Source organism: Pseudomonas sp. B20(2017) (assembly GCF_002113125.1).
In the GTDB taxonomy this organism is placed as follows: domain Bacteria; phylum Pseudomonadota; class Gammaproteobacteria; order Pseudomonadales; family Pseudomonadaceae; genus Aquipseudomonas.
Genome location: NZ_NEJP01000002.1, coordinates 204,704 through 220,791, shown reverse-complemented (window position 1 = coordinate 220,791; position 16,088 = coordinate 204,704). Strand labels below are relative to the sequence as shown.

The window sequence follows — 16,088 nt, the reverse complement described above, 5'->3', positions numbered from 1 at the left end:
TCTTTTTTTGTCGGTCAAACAGTCATATCCGACCGAGTAACAACAGCACCAACAGTACTACCAGCACCACACCGATAATGCCCGAAGGGCCATAACCCCAACTTCTGGAGTGCGGGAAGACCGGCAGACCACCGATCAGCAACAGGATCAGGATAATGATAAGAATTGTGCCCATGTCTATTTCCTTGTTGATAGTGTCTGAGAGGTCTTGGTGTTCAAGGGCCGCTGGAAGTTGAACTAAACCCGGCCGGCTTACAAATTCCGACTGGCGCCAGTGAAAGAAAATTCAATGTTTTTTTAATGTATTTGGATCACGCTCTTATTTCGTTTGATGCCGTGGTTTGCCCTCGCCATTCAGCAATCTGATGGAGCGTGGGTCGCTGCGGATCCTTCGCTACACTCCGCGCATCTTCCCCGGAACAACAAGGCTGTCTGCTATGCAAAATCGCATGATGATCACTGGCGCGGGCTCTGGCCTGGGTCGCGAAATCGCGCTGCGCTGGGCGCGTGAGGGCTGGCAACTGGCCTTGTCCGACGTCAGCGAACCCGGTTTGCAAGAGACCCTGAAACTCGTTCGCGAGGCTGGCGGCGACGGTTTCATCCAGCGCTGCGACGTGCGCGATTACAGCCAGCTCACCGCATTCGCCCAGGCCTGCGAAGAGAAGTTCGGCGGCATCGACATCATCGTCAATAACGCCGGTGTGGCCTCGGGTGGGTTTTTCAGCGAGCTGTCGCTGGAAGACTGGGACTGGCAGATCGCGATCAACCTGATGGGCGTGGTCAAGGGCTGCAAGGCGTTCCTGCCGCTGCTGGAGCAAAGCAAAGGCAAGATCATCAACATCGCCTCGATGGCCGCGCTCATGCAGGGCCCGGCGATGAGCAACTACAACGTGGCCAAGGCCGGTGTGGTGGCGCTGTCGGAAAGTCTGTTGATCGAACTGGCTCAACAGGAAGTCGGGGTTCATGTGGTCTGCCCGTCGTTCTTCCAGACCAATCTGCTGGATTCTTTCCGTGGCCCGACACCGGCGATGAAAGCCCAGGTCGGCAAGTTGCTGGAAAGTTCGCCGATTACCGCCAGCGATATTGCCGACTACATCTACAAACAAGTCGCGGTCGGTGAGTTCATGATCCTGCCCCACGAACAAGGGCGTATGGCCTGGGCGATCAAGCAGAAGAACCCGCAGTTGCTGTACAACGAAATGACTGCGATGGCCGAGAAAATGCGCGCCAAGGCCCGACAAAACAACGGCTGAACTTGCCCGGGGTTCGTCGCATCGTTAGGGTGGCCGCAACAGTCACCCTGACGAGATGTCTTGCATGCTCAACTACTTGTGGTTCTTCCTCGCCGCGCTGTTCGAAATCGCCGGCTGTTTCGCATTCTGGATGTGGTTGCGCCAGGGCAAGAGCGCCCTGTGGGTGATTCCGGGGCTGATCAGCCTGACTCTCTTTGCGCTGCTGTTGACGCGCGTCGAAGCGACCTACGCCGGTCGCGCCTATGCCGCTTACGGTGGCATCTACATCATTGCCTCGATTGGCTGGCTTGCGGTGGTCGAGCGCATCCGCCCATTGGGTTCGGACTGGATCGGTGTGGCGCTGTGTGTGATCGGGGCCAGTGTGATCCTGTTCGGCCCACGCTTTAGCGCCACCTGAAATGCCGATTTGCAGGAAATGTCTGACGGCTTTGTCGCGGGTGCGCGTAGGGGATGACTGATTTGCCCGACGCGCATTGTAGGGCGTCCGAAAGCCGCGCATCTTCAAGGCTCGCAAACCTTGAAAGGACACTCCCATGCTCGTACTCAGCCGTGTCGTCGGTGAACAGATATCCATCGGCGACAACATCACTTTGCGTGTTCTGTCAGTCAACGGCTCAAGCGTGCGGTTCGGCGTCGAGGCACCGGAGCAAGTCGATGTGCACCGTGCCGAGGTCTACCAGCGGATCCAGCGCAAACAGGCCAACAGCAAGGGCCGTTGATTTTCTCAGTCGAACAGATGTTTGGGCACATCGTGCTTGAGCATCAACTGGCATTGCTCGCTTTCCGGATCGAAAACAATCAACGCCTGGCCTTTGGTCAGCGCCTGGCGAACCCGCAGTACGCGGGTTTCCAGCGGCGTGTCGTCACCGTTGTCGGTACCGTCGCGGGTGACGAAATCCTCGATCAGGCGGGTGAGGGTGTCGACTTCAAGCGCGTCGTAGGGAATCAGCATGGGCACCTCGGCTAAATCAATGTCGGGATGCTACGGCGAATGAGCGCCGAGGGCCAGACTCAACTGTCCGAGCGTTGCCCCACCAGACTGTCCACCGACGGCACACGGGTGTCGCTCTCCATCTGCGTTTCGTGTTCGATCTGATGACTGAAGCGGTCCAGTGATCCGGTGGCCGGTTGTGCGTCGCTGGCGAACACCGGCGGACTCAGAATGTACGCCCCCAGCAAGCGACTGAGCGCGGCCAGACTGTCGATGTGCGTGCGCTCGTAGCCGTGGGTTGCGTCGCAGCCGAAGGCGAGCAGGGCGGTGCGAATGTCGTGACCGGCGGTGACCGCCGAATGGGCGTCGCTGAAGTAATACCGGAACAGGTCGCGGCGCACCGGTAGTTCGTGCTCACCCGCCAGCCGCAACAGGTGCCGCGACAGGTGATAGTCGTACGGGCCGCCGGAATCCTGCATGGCCACGCTCACGGCATGTTCGCTGGAGTGCTGGCCCGGCGCGACCGGGGCGATGTCGATGCCGACGAATTCACTGACGTCCCACGGCAAGGCTGCTGCCGCGCCGCTGCCGGTTTCCTCGGTGATGGTGAACAGCGGATGGCAGTCGATCATCAACTCCTGGCCGCTGTCGACGATCGCTTTCAGCGCGGCGAGCAGCGCTGCGACGCCGGCCTTGTCGTCCAGATGGCGAGCACTGATGTGGCCGCTTTCGGTGAATTCGGGCAAAGGATCGAAGGCCACCACATCGCCGACGCTGATGCCCAGCGAATCGCAATCGGCGCGGGTCGCGCAGTAGGCATCCAGACGCAGCTCGACGTGATCCCAACTGATCGGCATCTCGTCCACAGCCGTATTGAAGGCATGCCCGGACGCCATTAGCGGCAACACACTGCCGCGAATCACGCCGTTGTCGGTGAACAGGCTGACGCGACTGCCCTCGGCAAATCGGCTTGACCAGCAGCCCACCGGCGCCAGGGTCAGACGCCCGTTATCTTTCACCGCGCGTACGGCGGCGCCGATGGTGTCGAGGTGCGCCGACACTGCGCGGTCAGGGCTGTTTTTCTTGCCTTTGAGGGTGGCGCGGATCGTGCCGCGACGGGTCATTTCGAAGGGAATGCCAAGTTCCTCGAGACGCTCGGCGACGTAGCGCACGATGGTGTCGGTGAACCCGGTGGGGCTGGGAATGGCGAGCATTTCCAGCAGGACTTTCTGCAGGTAGTTCAGATCCGGTTCGGGAATGTTCGTTGTCATGGAAACTCCTGATGAGTTGCGCGCATCGATGGTTTCGATGAGGGAAATTTGTGGTGTCTGATTCGGCCTCTTCGCGAGCAAGCTCGCTCCCACATAAGCAGCGATACCCTGTGGGAGCAAGCTCGCTCCCACATAAGCAGCGATACCCTGTGGGAGCGAGCTCGCTCGCGAAGGCGTCAATACAGACACCGGGTGATCAAGAGACCGCCGGCTGACTGTGCGGAAACAACAGATCGACAAACCGCTCGGCCGTCGGTTGCGGCTCATGGTTGGCAAGACCCGCCCGCTCGTTGGCTTCGATAAACACGTACGCCGGTTGATCCGCCGCTGGCACCATCAGGTCGAGGCCGACCATCGGGATCTCCAGCGCCCTGGCCGCGCGCACGGCAGCGTCGGCCAGAGTCGGGTGCAGAATCGCCGTGACGTCTTCCAGCGTGCCGCCGGTGTGCAGGTTCGCCGTGCGCCGCACGAACAGATGCTCACCGGCCGGCAGGATGCTGTTGTAGTCATAACCGGCCGCGTGCAGGGTGCGCTGGGTTTCGTGGTCCAGCGGGATTTTGCTTTCGCCGCTGGTCGCCGCTTGCCGTCGCCGGCTCTGGGCTTCGATCAGCGCGCCGATGGAATGATGACCGTCGCCGACCACTTCTGCCGGCCGCCGGATTGCCGCTGCAACCACCTCGAAGCCGATCACCAGAATTCGCAGGTCTAGGCCTTCGTGGAAGCTTTCGAGCAATACGCGCGTGTCGAACTGCCTGGCGGCTTTGATGGCCTGCTGCACGTCCTCGATGGTCTGCAGATCCACCGCCACGCCCTGGCCCTGTTCGCCATCGAGCGGTTTGACGACTACTCGCTGGAATTCGTCGAGAAACGCCAGATTGTCGTCCGCGTTCCCCGCCAATTGCTGTGACGGCACATTCAATCCGGCAGCTTTCAACACCTTGTGGGTCAGGCTCTTGTCCTGACACAGGTTCATGCTGATGGCGCTGGTCAGGTCGCTCAGGGATTCGCGGCAACGCACCCGGCGCCCACCGTGGCTGAGGGTGAACAGCCCGGCGTCGGCATCGTCCACTTGCACATCGATGCCGCGCCGATGAGCTTCCTCGACGATGATCCGCGCATAAGGGTTGAACTGCGCCTCCGGCCCCGGGCCGAGGAACAGCGGCTGATTGATGCCGTTCTTGCGCTTGATGGCAAACGTCGGCAGGTTGCGAAAGCCGAGTTTGGCGTAGAGGTTTTTCGCCAGACGGTTATCGTGCAACACCGACAGATCGAGGTAACTCAGGCCGCGACTCATGAAGTGCTCGATCAGATGGCGCACCAGCACTTCGCCGACACCGGGGCGCGAACACTGCGGATCGACCGCCAGACACCACAGGCTGCTGCCGTTTTCCGGATCGTTGTAAGCCTTCTGGTGATTGAGCCCCATGACGCTGCCGATCACCGCGCCGCTGTCGTCGTCTTCTGCCAGCCAGTACACCGGACCGCCCTGATGGTGCGGGGTGAGCAGGGTGGCATCGATCGGCAACATGCCGCGCGCCTGATACAGCTGATTGATCGCCTGCCAGTCCGCGTCACTTTGCGCACGACGGATGCGGAAGCCACGGAATACGCGGGTTGCCTGACGGTAATCGCTGAACCACAAGCGAAGAGTGTCAGACGGGTCGAGAAACAGTTGGGTCGGTTCCAGACCGAGAATCTGCTGCGGCGCGGCGACGTACAACGCAATGTCGCGCTCGCCCGTCCGCTCGTTAAGCAGTTCCCGCGCAAGGCTCGCCGGGTCAGGAAAGGTGTGGCCGATCAGCAACCGGCCCCAGCCGCAATGCACCGCAATCGGCTCGGCGGCCGGCTCGCTGCCGTCCTCGGCCAGACGCGCCTGCAAGCGTTCGTAGGACGGTGTCTGACCGCGCAGCAGCCGTTGGCTGTAAGCCGTGGCGTGAGGTTTCATCGATCAGATTCCTTGTTCGCTGAGCCACAGGTTCAGGGCCGCCAGTTGCCACAGCTTGGAGCCGCGCAGCGGGGTCAACTGACCTTGTGGATCGGTCAGCAGTTTGTCGAGCATGGCGGGGTTGAACAGGCCGCGATCCTGGCTCGGATCGAGCAGCAGTTCACGCACCCAGTTCAAGGTGTCGCCCTGCAAATGTTTGAGACCCGGCACCGGGAAGTAACCTTTCTTGCGGTCGATCACTTCGCTCGGAATAACCAGTCGCGCGGCTTCTTTCAACACCTGCTTGCCGCCGTCCGGCAGTTTGAATTTGCCCGGAACTCGGGCCGACAATTCCACCAGGCGATAGTCGAGAAACGGCGTGCGCGCTTCCAGGCCCCAGGCCATGGTCATGTTGTCGACGCGTTTGACCGGGTCGTCCACCAGCATCACCGTGCTGTCCAGACGCAGGGCCTTGTCGACCGCCGCATCGGCGCCGGGTTGTGCGAAATGTTCCTTCACGAAGTCGCCGGCGGCGTCATTGGCTGTCAGCCATTTCGGCTGCACCGTGGCGGCGTAATCGTCGTAGCTGCGGTCGAAAAACGCCTCACGATAGGCCGCATACGGATCGGCCGCGCCGTCCACCTGTGGATACCAGTGATAACCGGCGAACAGTTCGTCGGCGCCCTGGCCACTCTGCACAACCTTGCAGTGCCTGGCCACTTCGCGGGACAGCAGATAGAAGGCGATGCAATCGTGGCTGACCATCGGCTCGCTCATGGCGCGGAACGCGGCGGGCAGTTGCTCGATGATCTCTTTTTCGTCGATGCGCAGTTGATGGTGCTGAGTGCCGTAATGCCTGGCGATCAGATCGGAATACTTAAACTCGTCACCGCGCTCGCCGCCGGCATCCTGGAAACCGATGGAAAAGGTCGACAGGTTTTCCACGCCGACTTCGCGCAGCAGACCGACGAGCATGCTCGAATCGACGCCGCCGGAGAGCAGTACACCAACATCCACCGCCGCCCTTTGGCGGATCGCCACGGCTTCGCGGGTGCTGTCGAGCACGCGGTCGCGCCAGTCTTCCAGGGTCAGGTTTTTCTCATCGTCGTGTGGGCCGTAGGGCAGGGTCCACCAGGTTTTCTGCTCGGTGGTGCCATCCGCTTCGATGCGCATCCAGCTCGCTGGCGGCAGTTTTTCGATGCCCGCCAATAAGGTGCGCGGCGCTGGCACCACGGCGTGGAAATTCAGGTAATGGTTGAGCGCCACCGGATCGAGGATCGGGTTGATGTCGCCGCCCTTGAGCAGTGCCGGCAGGGCTGACGCAAAACGCAGGCGCTGGCCGGTGCGCGACAGGTACAGCGGCTTCACACCGAGACGGTCGCGGGCGATGAACAGGCGCTGGGCGTCACGCTCCCAGATGGCGAAGGCGAACATGCCGTTGAGTTTCGGCAGCAGCGCTTCGCCCCAGGCGTGATACCCCTTGAGCAGCACTTCAGTGTCGCCGCCGGAATAGAAGGCGTAACCGAGCGCTTCGAGTTCGGCGCGCAGTTCCGGGAAGTTGTAGATCGCGCCGTTGAAGGCCAGGGACAGGCCCAGTTGGCTGTCGATCATCGGCTGCGCCGAGCCGTCCGACAGGTCCATGATTTTCAGGCGTCGATGGCCCAGGGCAATCGGTCCCTGTGCATGGAAGCCCCACGCGTCGGGGCCGCGAGGCGCCAGGTGATGGGTGATCCGCTCGATGGCTGCAAGGTCTGCAGGTTGTTGATCAAAACGTAACTCGCCAGCTAATCCGCACATAAAATCCTTACCGGTTTTTCCGTTGGGGAGGGTGTTGCCGCACCGTGCCGAAATGGCCGGTACTCAGAAACTGACCCCGGTAAGGATGTGGGAGTTTTAGATCGATCAGTTATATACCCGGTATCCAGTTCGCTAGATCCATATCACGCGAACAGGACAAGGGTGCGGTACATAGATATATGAAACATGGGAATTGCTGCTGGTTTCAGGGCCCGATTGCGCAAGTATTCATGTTTTTCATCCATGCTTCGGCTCGATAGGGTGTTGGCCTGAATATGCAATAAAGGACTATTGCCATGCCAAATGCACAAACAACCTCGTCAAACCCTCTGACACCAAAACAGGTGCTGGCCTATTTGCTGGAAGCCACTGGTGATCTGGAAAGCGCCCGGGTGCTGCAAAAAAACTTGCCTCCCCGATTGCTGAACTCCTCGGCCACGACTCTGGCGGCGTTGGATCAGACTGCTCGCGAGCTGCATGTGATCCAGGCAAAGGTCGAACTCGATCTGAGTCTGCTGAGCCCGTTGCGCGACTTTTGCTTCGTCAAGTTGAACAACGCCGTGGCGGCGCGATGGCCGGGGGAGATTGATATCGAAAAAGACGTTCTGGAACTGCCCGGAGCTGATTGTGGCTGCGAACCCACGACCCCGCCCGGCGGTGGTCCGCCGGTCATCGGGCCCGCCAGACTGACGCTGCTGGAGGCAGCGATGCAGAACTTCACGGCAGACGAGGCGTTGGAAAACGGTTTTCCTCAGGGCAGTGTGATTCGTGTCGCCAGTGAACCCGATGGCGTACCGGGACTGACGCCGGCGGCGTTTGCCGCACTCTGTCGCGAGCTGGATCTCGGGCAGCAGTATCAGCGGCATTTTCAGCATGTGTTTGGGTTGAAGGAAGTCGACGGCAAGACCATTGTCAGTAGCCCGATGATCCGTGACATCTCCACGTTGAAGAAGCTCTTGCTGCAATTCGATCTGCACCTGGCGTTGGTCAAGGATCACATCACTCGGGATGGCTTCGAGACCGTTCAGCGTTTGATCGATGCGAGAGGTCTCGTCGACGCGCAGAGTCTGCGATATCAAGACCGGCCCCTGATCATGCAGGGCATCGAGATACACGGCTGCTGCATCTGGGGTGTCGTTGTATTTTCGGAGCGCTCCGTCGAGCTGTACCCGGATGAGTGGTGTCTGGTGTACATGCCGGGCGAGCCGGATCAACCGCTGTACGAATACTCAAGCTTCACGGCGTTCGCGGAGTATCTGAGCTTCAAGCTGGGTATCGACAGCTACAAGGCGTATTTCACTCATTGCCTGGGCGAGGCCGACAAAGCGGATTTCTTCAGGGCCTTTGCGAGTGACCTGGGTTGCGGGCATATCAAACAGTTGGCGATGGCTGGCTCGCTGTTCGACTACTTGCTCAAAAGCCATGTTGCCAAACTGGAGTTCGACGCCAGAGCACTTGCCGTACCAACCGCCGATATCGATGAGGAGGAACGCGAGAAGCGGCTGCTCCACTACCTGGAAATCGGCATGACGGTCGCGAACCTGGCCGGATTGGTCGTGCCGGTGCTCGGGCAGTTGATGATGGGCGTCGCGGTGGGGCAATTGCTCGCCGAAGTCTATGAGGGGGTCGAGGACTGGAGCCGTGGCGACCGCCAGGAAGCGTTGTCGCACATGCTCAGCGTTGCAGAAAACATCGCGCTCATGGCCACCGTCGGCACAGGCATCAAGGGCCTGAAATCACTGGCGATCAAGACGGTTCGCAAGCATCCGGACTTCTTTGAACCGTTCACCTCGATTCTCGACCGGAAGGGGCAGGCCCGTCTGTGGAAAACCGAACTCGGCAAATACGAACAACCGTTGCCGGCAGGGGTGAATTTCGAACCCGATGCTGCGGGACTGTATCGCATCGATGGAAAAGTTTTCGTCCGCATGGACGGTCGGACGTATCAGGTGGAGCAGGATCCGGTATCCGGAGCCTGGCACATCCGGCATCCTCTGCGAGCAAATGCTTATACCCCGAGACTTGAGCACAATCAGCAGGGTGGCTGGCGTCATTCATCGGAGCCTACCGAGCAATGGACTGGCGCCTACACGTTGAAACGCATTGATCCGGCGCTGGCCACTTTCGAGGACAGTCGCCTGGACATGATCCGTCGGTTGAGCGGCACGCGATTCGATGAGCTGCATCGCTTGAGCGAGGACAATCGCCTGCTTCCGGCTCATGTGCAAGACACCATCGAGCGCTTCAGGCTGGAGCGCAGACTGCACGAATTCATCGTTGCGATGGAACGGGGAGACGCGACCGGCACCCGACATGTCCAGGAACAATTGCATGCCTTGCCCCGGCTTGCGAACTGGCCGATGGATCGCTACATCAAGGTCATTGACGGTCGGGGCAACATCAAGGCGACCTATCCAGCCAACGCGGTTGACGATGACACTGCGAGCATTATCGTGAGCCAGGAACAACTGAATAAAGGCGAACTTCTCAAGTCGGTTCTTGACGGCATGGACCCGCAGGAAAAGGCGTCATTGCTGGGGGGCGGTACGACCTCCGGAGATGAGGGCGCGCAACTGGGAAAAATCCTGGCCGCAGAGGTCAAGGCTGATCGCCGTCCTGTATTTGACCACTTGTATCAACAGTATGATCAAGGCGGCCCTGACAATCTTGCGCAAGTGCGCAGTGTTTATCCCGATGTGCCGGCACGTCATGTGCGAGAGCTGCTCAGGCGGGCACCCAGCGTGGAGCGGTCTCATCTGCGAGCTACCGGGCGAGTGCCGATGGGGCTGGCGCAAAAGCTTCGGCAGGCTTCGGTCACAGCACGGGTGGCGCGGGCGTTGACCGGTTTTTACCTGGCCGACATTGCCAGTCCCGATACCGAAAAACTGGCGATCCAGTTGTTGCCGCATCTCAGTGGCTGGGACCCGGAGATGCCGATTCAATTACGGGAACTGACGCTCAAGGGTTCTGTCCTGGAATCCGTTGGCCCACCTCCGTCCACGTCTTCTGAAGCCCGCACGCTGGTTAAACTGAAAAGGGGCTACGAAGTATTCGACGACCATGCCAAGTCGCTCGGTCGTGTCACGGAGGGCCCCGACGCCCTCTACCAGGCCATCCTGAAAAGTCTTCCAAGCGGGCAACGCAAGGCACTTGGATATGCAGAGGCGAAGGCAGAGGACGGCTGGCGCCTGCGCATTGATCTCTTGAATACTGCTCTGGATGAACGTGAAGGCTGCGCCCGGGCGTTGGCGGGTGAACCGTTCGAACTGCCGGCCTACGAGTCTGCATGCACCCTCGCCGATTCGCCGGTAGATCCGCAGGCTCACCCTCGGCGTTTGCTGCGCAAAGTGAAAAGACTTTTCCCGTTGTTCACCAACCAGCAGGCAAGGGACTTTCTTGACCGGTCGGGCAGCGATCATCTGACCCGGGCGATCCGCGTCAGAGAGTTGCAGGATGACCTGGGCAGGCTGCGTAATGTGCTGGATACCTGGTGCGAAGATGAAGTGTCCATGAAGGCTCTGGGAGGCGAGCTGAATGAAGTTCGCAATGGCCGGCAAATCGTGGCTGACGAGATCAAGGACTGCTTCAGGCACCTGGTTTTCCAGCGTGATGAATTTCAGCGTCAGGTCTATGGACTGAACCTTGATGGCATGCGACTCGGCAAACTGCCGACCCTGCCGGTCGGCCTGGCTTTTGACCATGTCAGGTACTTGTCTCTGCAAAACATGCAGCTCGACAACGATGTCGCTTACTTTCTCAAGGCCTTCACGCAGATCGAAACACTCACGCTGGACAGCAATCAGATTACCTTGCTCCCTGAGGTCATCTCGCATATGCCGAACCTCAAGCATTTGAGCATGGGAAACAATCGGATCCAGCTGACTGAGCAATCGCTGCTGAAGTTGTCCCGGCTCAAAACGTTGCAGAGCCTCAGCCTGAGCGGGAACCGTCTGGGGGCGACGGTGGATGTCGGCAAGCTGTTCGATCTCAACCACCTTTATTTGCGTAACACCCGTGCCACGGAAATGCCCAAGGGGTTGCAGTTTCTGCCGAACCTGAAACAGGTGGATCTGCGTGACAACGACATCAGTGATCTTCCGGCATGGCTCTTTCAGACCTCCAGACGTTTCAGTGAAACCATCAATTTGCGATACAACCCGATTTCCGACACCAGTAAAGTCCATCTTGACGCCTATCGCAGCTCGGTGGGTGTCGGAATGGGGGTTCTGGATAACGATCACGTGCGACTCGATGAAAACCTGGCGCGCTCTATCTGGCTGACGGAAACAGGAGGGGCGGTGGGCAACCGGCATCTGCAGACATGGACCGCGATCAAGGACGATCCTGGGGCCCAGGGGCTGTTTCAGCTGCTGGCGGAGCTGGGTAACTCTGCCGATTCTGAACATGTACGCGAAGACATGTCGCGTCGGGTCTGGACCGTTCTGGAGGCCACGCAGGCCGATGCTGAACTGCGACAGCAGATTTTCGATCTGGCGGCCAATCCGATCAATTGCACGGACAACGCGGCGCTGAACTTCAGCCATCTGGAGGTCGCGGTACATGTCCGTCGGGTAACCCGCATTTCCGGTAGTCGGCAGCCGTCGGCCACTGCGCTGATCAAGCTGGCAAAAGGACTGTTCCGTCTTGAACAACTGGACAGGATTGCAGCGGAGCATGCCGTGGCACATACGGCACCCGATCCTCTGGAAGTGGCCCTTGCCTATCGCTCAGGACTGGCGGAAGCACTCGAGTTGCCCGGGCAACCTTCGCACATGCGTTATGCGTCAATCGCGAACGTAAAGGGGGCGGACCTGCTGGGGGCCATCCATCAAATCCAGTCCGCCGAACTGTCTCCCGAATGGCTGAAGTTTCTTGTCCGCCAGCCCTTCTGGAGCGATTACGTAAAAAGTGGTTTTTCACAGCAGTTCGACGATGCCCGTTTACCTCATCACGAGGACGCCCAAGCGTTGTTCGAGAGGTCGGAAGAACTCAGTTCGGCCGACTACCTGAGTGAGATGAACCTGTGTGCCGAGCGGCTGGAGCTGGCCGAAAGTGCCTTGCTCGAACGATTGACCGAGCAAGTCATACGGCTGGTTGAGGGCAATGCCTGTGTATTGCCCTCAGGTTGATCCTGATTGAAGTTGTCCGGTCATTTACCCCGGATCAGTCGTCGCAAGGCAAACCGGTTCGGATGACAGGCTTCGGCCACACTTCTAGGCAAGGGTAACGGCTCATTATTCAGCCAGGCCGCAAGCAGTTCGCCTGACAGTGGCGCGGTGATCAGCCCTCGGGATCCGTGACCGCTGTTGACGTACAGACCATCGAGCCATGGGCAAGCAATATCCGGCACTTGTCGTGCATCCTTGCCCAGTGCGGCGTAGGCGCTGGCAAAGGCTTCGCGGTCGGCGAGGGGGCCGACAATCGGCAAGTAGTCAGGACTGGTACAGCGGAATGCGGCTCGACCGTGAAGATTGCCGGGATCCTTCCTGTCGATGTGCAGGCGTGAAACCAGATCGCTGGAAATCTCTTCGAGCATCGCCAGGTTGCCCAGGTGTTCGGCGGTGGTCGGTGTCAGGTCATCACTGTTGAAATCGAAACTGGCGCCGAGGGTGTGCTCACCCAGCCGTGCCGGTGCGACATAACCTTCGGCGCACACTACGGTGGCCAATGCCTGACTTTGCGTGGTTTGCGCCAGTCGGGTGATCTGCCCGCGAATGCGCTTGAGGGGCAGGTCTGCGCTGTGGGCAAAACGCTTGATTTCGGCGGCACCGGCCAATACCACAACCGGCGCTGCTGCGATCAATCGATCGCCGTCGAAGGCTTGCCACTGATCTTCCACCTTGCGCAGTTCCACGGCTTCCTGGTGAGTGAGCAATTCAATCCCCGACTGTGAGGCTTGCGCCTGACACAGCGCAGGTGGGTGCACCCAGCCGCCCTCGGGATAATACAAACCGCCGTGGGCCAGACCGATTCCGGCACGGGCCTGCGCCTCGGGTTGATCGAGCCATTGCAGCAGGTCTTCGGGAAACGCGGCCGCCAGTTGCGTCTGACGCTCGCGTTCCTTTTCATTGAACGCCAGTTGCAGCACGCCGCAGTCATCCCAGTCGGTGCCGCGTTGCAGGGTTTCCAGCAGGCGCCTGGTGTAGCCGAAACCGCTGACGATCAACTGCGACAGTGCGGTGCCGTGGGCGGACAGTTTCAGGTACAGCACGCCTTGCGGGTTACCCGAGGCTTCCTGGGCCACCGCGCCATGTCGCTCCAGCAGGCTGACCTGCCAGCCCCGCGCCGCGAGGCTGGCAGCGGTAGCGCAACCGGCCAGACCGGCGCCGATCACCAGCGCACGACGCTCACCGGTCAACGGAGCCGGGCGGGCGAACCACGGTTTGTCAGCAGCGGGTAACGGCATATCCTCGGGCCAGCCGAGAAATTCGCCGCGCAGGATTTCCCACTTGTGGCCAATGCCCGGCGTGCGTTTCATCTTGAAGCCGGCGGCGTTCAGCAGGCGTCGAACCCAGCCGGTGCTGGTGAAGGTGCTGATGGTCGAGCCGGGCGCCGCCAGCCGCGCCAGTTCGGCGAACAGTTCGGCAGTCCACATCTCCGGGTTTTTCGCCGGGGCGAAACCGTCGAGGAACCACGCGTCGATCTGGCCGTCCAGTTGCGGCAACTGCTCCAGTGCATCGCCGATCAGCAGCGTCAGGGTCACGCGACCGTTATCCAGAACAATGCGCTGAAAACCTTGATGGATTGCAACGTAATGCTTGAGCAACTGATCGGAGAATGGCTTCAGATCGGGCCACAACGCCAGCGCCCGTTGCAGGTCGGCAGGGCTCAACGGAAATTTTTCGACGCTGACAAAATGCAACCGCGCACCGGCCACCGCGTGCTGTTCGAACAACTGCCAGGCGCAAAGAAAATTCAGCCCGGTGCCGAAGCCGGTTTCACCGATCACCAGTCGGCCACTCGCCGATAGCGCGGCAAAACGCTCGGCCAGGCGGTTCTGTTCGAGGAACACGTAGCGGGTTTCATCGAGCCCCGACTGATCGGAAAAATACACATCGTCGAACACTCGCGAACGCGGGCGTCCCTGGTCATCCCAGTCGAGTTGGGCGTGGGGCATAACAGGTTTCATGGCAGGCTCGGCAACGACAAGGCGGCCATTCTAGCCGATCACGCAGACGGCGCTTGATCCATGGCAAGCGTTGCCGACGATCACTCAAGGACAATCCGCCGCCGGCGGGAATTTCTGTGCCGCGTCAGAGCCCAATCCGCTAGTCTTGCTGAATCCTGGAAGGAGCCGTCCCTATGTTCGAATCCGCTGAAATCGGTCATGCCATCGACAAAGACACCTACGAAGCCGCCGTGCCCGCCCTGCGTGAAGCCCTGCTTGAAGCCCAGTTCGAGTTACAGCAGCAGAAGCGCTTCCCGGTGATCATTTTGATCAACGGCATCGAAGGCGCCGGCAAGGGCGAGACGGTGAAATTGCTCAACGAGTGGATGGACCCGCGCCTGATCGAAGTACGCACCTTCGACCAACAGACCGATGAAGAGCTGGCGCGACCACCGGCCTGGCGTTACTGGCGGATGCTGCCGGCCAAGGGGCGGATGGGGATTTTCTTCGGCAATTGGTACAGCCAGATGCTGCAGGGCCGGGTGCATGGCTTGTTCAAGGATCCGCGTCTGGATCAGGCGATCGCCGGCGCCGAGCGCATGGAAAAGATGTTCTGCGATGAAGGCGCGCTGATCTTCAAGTTCTGGTTCCACCTGTCCAAGAAACAGATGAAGGCGCGTCTCAAGGCCCTGGCGGATGATCCGCTGCACAGCTGGCGCATCAGTCCGCTGGACTGGCAGCAGTCGCAAACCTACGACAAGTTCGTCAAGTACGGCGAGCGCGTGTTGCGCCGCACAAGTCGCGATTACGCGCCGTGGCATGTCATCGAAGGTGTCGATCCGTACTACCGCAGTCTGACGGTCGGCAAGATCCTGCTCGAAGGCCTGCAAAATGCGCTGAAACGTCGTGATGTGCATCCGCACGATGTCAGCGCCCAGCCGCTGGGCTCATCAGTGGATCAGTTGAACCTGCTCGATAGCCTCAACCTGAATCAGCGTCTGGAGAAGAAAGATTACGAAGAACAATTGATCACCGAACAGGCGCGGCTGTCCGGCCTGATGCGTGACAAACGCATGCGCCGGCATGCGCTAGTGGCGGTGTTCGAAGGCAATGATGCGGCGGGCAAGGGCGGCTCGATCCGCCGTGTGGCGGCGGCGCTCGATCCGCGTCAGTACAACATCGTGCCGATTGCCGCGCCGACCGAAGAGGAACGGGCGCAGCCGTATCTGTGGCGTTTCTGGCGGCACATTCCGGCGCGGGGCAAGTTCACTGTGTTTGATCGTTCCTGGTACGGCCGGGTACTGGTGGAGCGGGTCGAGGGCTTTTGCAGTACCGCCGACTGGATGCGCGCCTATGGCGAGATCAACGACTTCGAAGAGCAGTTGGCCGACGCCGGGGTGATCGTGGTCAAGTTCTGGCTGGCGATCGACAAGGACACGCAGATGGAGCGCTTCCAGGCGCGTGAAGAAATCCCCTTCAAGCGTTTCAAGATCACCGAAGACGACTGGCGCAACCGTGACAAGTGGGACGCCTACCGCGCCGCCGTCGGCGACATGGTCGACCGCACCAGCACCGAAATCGCCCCGTGGACCTTGGTCGAGGCCAATGACAAGCGCTGGGCCCGGGTCAAGGTGCTGCGCACGATCAACCGTGCGCTGGAAGACGCGTTCGAGAAGTCCGACAAACGAGCCAAAAAGCACAAGGACTGAACCGATGGGCCCGCATACGCGAGGTGAATGATTGTCGCGGTCGGCGATTGGGTGGACTTATGCTCGGTCCACTCTCAACCGACTGCAACAATGAG

Annotated in this window: 11 protein-coding genes; 5 read left to right on the top strand and 6 right to left on the bottom strand. The window is 60.1% G+C overall.

Translation table 11 applies throughout. The features are described from left to right. Window positions 1-22: 22 nt before the first annotated feature. Window positions 23-181 (bottom strand): DUF3309 family protein, encoded by a 159-nt coding sequence (locus CAF63_RS04000; protein ID WP_169432680.1) that lies wholly within the window; start codon window positions 179-181, stop codon window positions 23-25. Window positions 182-437: 256 nt separating this feature from the next. Here CAF63_RS04000 and CAF63_RS03995 point away from each other — a divergent pair, with 256 nt between their 5' ends. From CAF63_RS03995 to csrA, 3 genes are all read left to right on the top strand, one after another. After that, on the top strand, window positions 438-1,253 hold the full coding sequence (locus tag CAF63_RS03995) for an SDR family oxidoreductase (RefSeq protein WP_085683503.1): 816 nt from the start codon (window positions 438-440) through the stop codon (window positions 1,251-1,253). Between the two features lie 64 nt (window positions 1,254-1,317). Beyond that, window positions 1,318-1,650 carry a YnfA family protein gene (locus CAF63_RS03990; protein ID WP_085683502.1) on the top strand — a complete coding sequence of 111 codons (333 nt, stop codon included), beginning with the start codon at window positions 1,318-1,320 and terminating at the stop codon, window positions 1,648-1,650. 136 nt (window positions 1,651-1,786) lie between these two features. Continuing rightward, window positions 1,787-1,972 carry a carbon storage regulator CsrA gene (gene csrA, locus CAF63_RS03985; protein WP_085683501.1) on the top strand — a complete coding sequence of 62 codons (186 nt, stop codon included), beginning with the start codon at window positions 1,787-1,789 and terminating at the stop codon, window positions 1,970-1,972. Between the two features lie 5 nt (window positions 1,973-1,977). On the opposite strand, the gene CAF63_RS03980 is transcribed toward csrA, so the two are convergent. From CAF63_RS03980 to CAF63_RS03965, 4 genes are all read right to left on the bottom strand, one after another. Next, window positions 1,978-2,205: a YheU family protein gene (locus CAF63_RS03980; RefSeq protein WP_003192759.1), complete on the bottom strand. Its 228-nt coding sequence runs from the start codon at window positions 2,203-2,205 to the stop codon at window positions 1,978-1,980. A gap of 59 nt (window positions 2,206-2,264) precedes the next feature. Further along, a complete protein-coding gene (locus CAF63_RS03975) occupies window positions 2,265-3,455 on the bottom strand; it encodes an osmoprotectant NAGGN system M42 family peptidase (protein WP_085683500.1) in 1,191 nt (396 codons plus the stop codon). Between the two features lie 196 nt (window positions 3,456-3,651). Then, window positions 3,652-5,400, bottom strand: a complete 1,749-nt coding sequence (gene ngg, locus CAF63_RS03970; RefSeq protein WP_085683499.1) for an N-acetylglutaminylglutamine synthetase — start codon at window positions 5,398-5,400, stop codon at window positions 3,652-3,654. Window positions 5,401-5,403: 3 nt separating this feature from the next. Next, window positions 5,404-7,176: an N-acetylglutaminylglutamine amidotransferase gene (locus tag CAF63_RS03965; protein ID WP_085683498.1), complete on the bottom strand. Its 1,773-nt coding sequence runs from the start codon at window positions 7,174-7,176 to the stop codon at window positions 5,404-5,406. A gap of 296 nt (window positions 7,177-7,472) precedes the next feature. On the opposite strand from CAF63_RS03965, the gene CAF63_RS03960 reads away from it, so the two are divergent. Next, window positions 7,473-12,305 carry an NEL-type E3 ubiquitin ligase domain-containing protein gene (locus tag CAF63_RS03960; protein ID WP_085683497.1) on the top strand — a complete coding sequence of 1,611 codons (4,833 nt, stop codon included), beginning with the start codon at window positions 7,473-7,475 and terminating at the stop codon, window positions 12,303-12,305. Window positions 12,306-12,325: 20 nt separating this feature from the next. Here CAF63_RS03960 and mnmC read toward each other — a convergent pair whose 3' ends face one another. Then, window positions 12,326-14,305 carry a bifunctional tRNA (5-methylaminomethyl-2-thiouridine)(34)-methyltransferase MnmD/FAD-dependent 5-carboxymethylaminomethyl-2-thiouridine(34) oxidoreductase MnmC gene (mnmC, locus tag CAF63_RS03955; RefSeq protein ID WP_085683496.1) on the bottom strand — a complete coding sequence of 660 codons (1,980 nt, stop codon included), beginning with the start codon at window positions 14,303-14,305 and terminating at the stop codon, window positions 12,326-12,328. A 173-nt stretch (window positions 14,306-14,478) separates the two neighbouring features. Here mnmC and pap point away from each other — a divergent pair, with 173 nt between their 5' ends. Next, the gene (gene pap, locus CAF63_RS03950) at window positions 14,479-15,993 is read left to right on the top strand and encodes a polyphosphate:AMP phosphotransferase (protein ID WP_085683495.1); all 1,515 of its coding nucleotides are present in this window, start codon (window positions 14,479-14,481) and stop codon (window positions 15,991-15,993) included. The last annotated feature ends 95 nt before the right edge of the window (window positions 15,994-16,088 follow it).

Excerpts from the sequence above, each read along its gene's own strand:
- CAF63_RS03995 (WP_085683503.1), top strand. The coding sequence starts at position 438 with ATGCAAAATCGCATGATGATCACTGGCGCGGGCTCTGGCCTGGGTCGC.
- CAF63_RS03990 (WP_085683502.1), top strand. The coding sequence starts at position 1,318 with ATGCTCAACTACTTGTGGTTCTTCCTCGCCGCGCTGTTCGAAATCGCC.
- csrA (WP_085683501.1), top strand. The coding sequence starts at position 1,787 with ATGCTCGTACTCAGCCGTGTCGTCGGTGAACAGATATCCATCGGCGAC.
- CAF63_RS03980 (WP_003192759.1), bottom strand. The coding sequence starts at position 2,205 with ATGCTGATTCCCTACGACGCGCTTGAAGTCGACACCCTCACCCGCCTG.
- CAF63_RS03975 (WP_085683500.1), bottom strand. The coding sequence starts at position 3,455 with ATGACAACGAACATTCCCGAACCGGATCTGAACTACCTGCAGAAAGTC.
- ngg (WP_085683499.1), bottom strand. The coding sequence starts at position 5,400 with ATGAAACCTCACGCCACGGCTTACAGCCAACGGCTGCTGCGCGGTCAG.
- CAF63_RS03965 (WP_085683498.1), bottom strand. The coding sequence starts at position 7,176 with ATGTGCGGATTAGCTGGCGAGTTACGTTTTGATCAACAACCTGCAGAC.
- CAF63_RS03960 (WP_085683497.1), top strand. The coding sequence starts at position 7,473 with ATGCCAAATGCACAAACAACCTCGTCAAACCCTCTGACACCAAAACAG.
- mnmC (WP_085683496.1), bottom strand. The coding sequence starts at position 14,305 with ATGAAACCTGTTATGCCCCACGCCCAACTCGACTGGGATGACCAGGGA.
- pap (WP_085683495.1), top strand. The coding sequence starts at position 14,479 with ATGTTCGAATCCGCTGAAATCGGTCATGCCATCGACAAAGACACCTAC.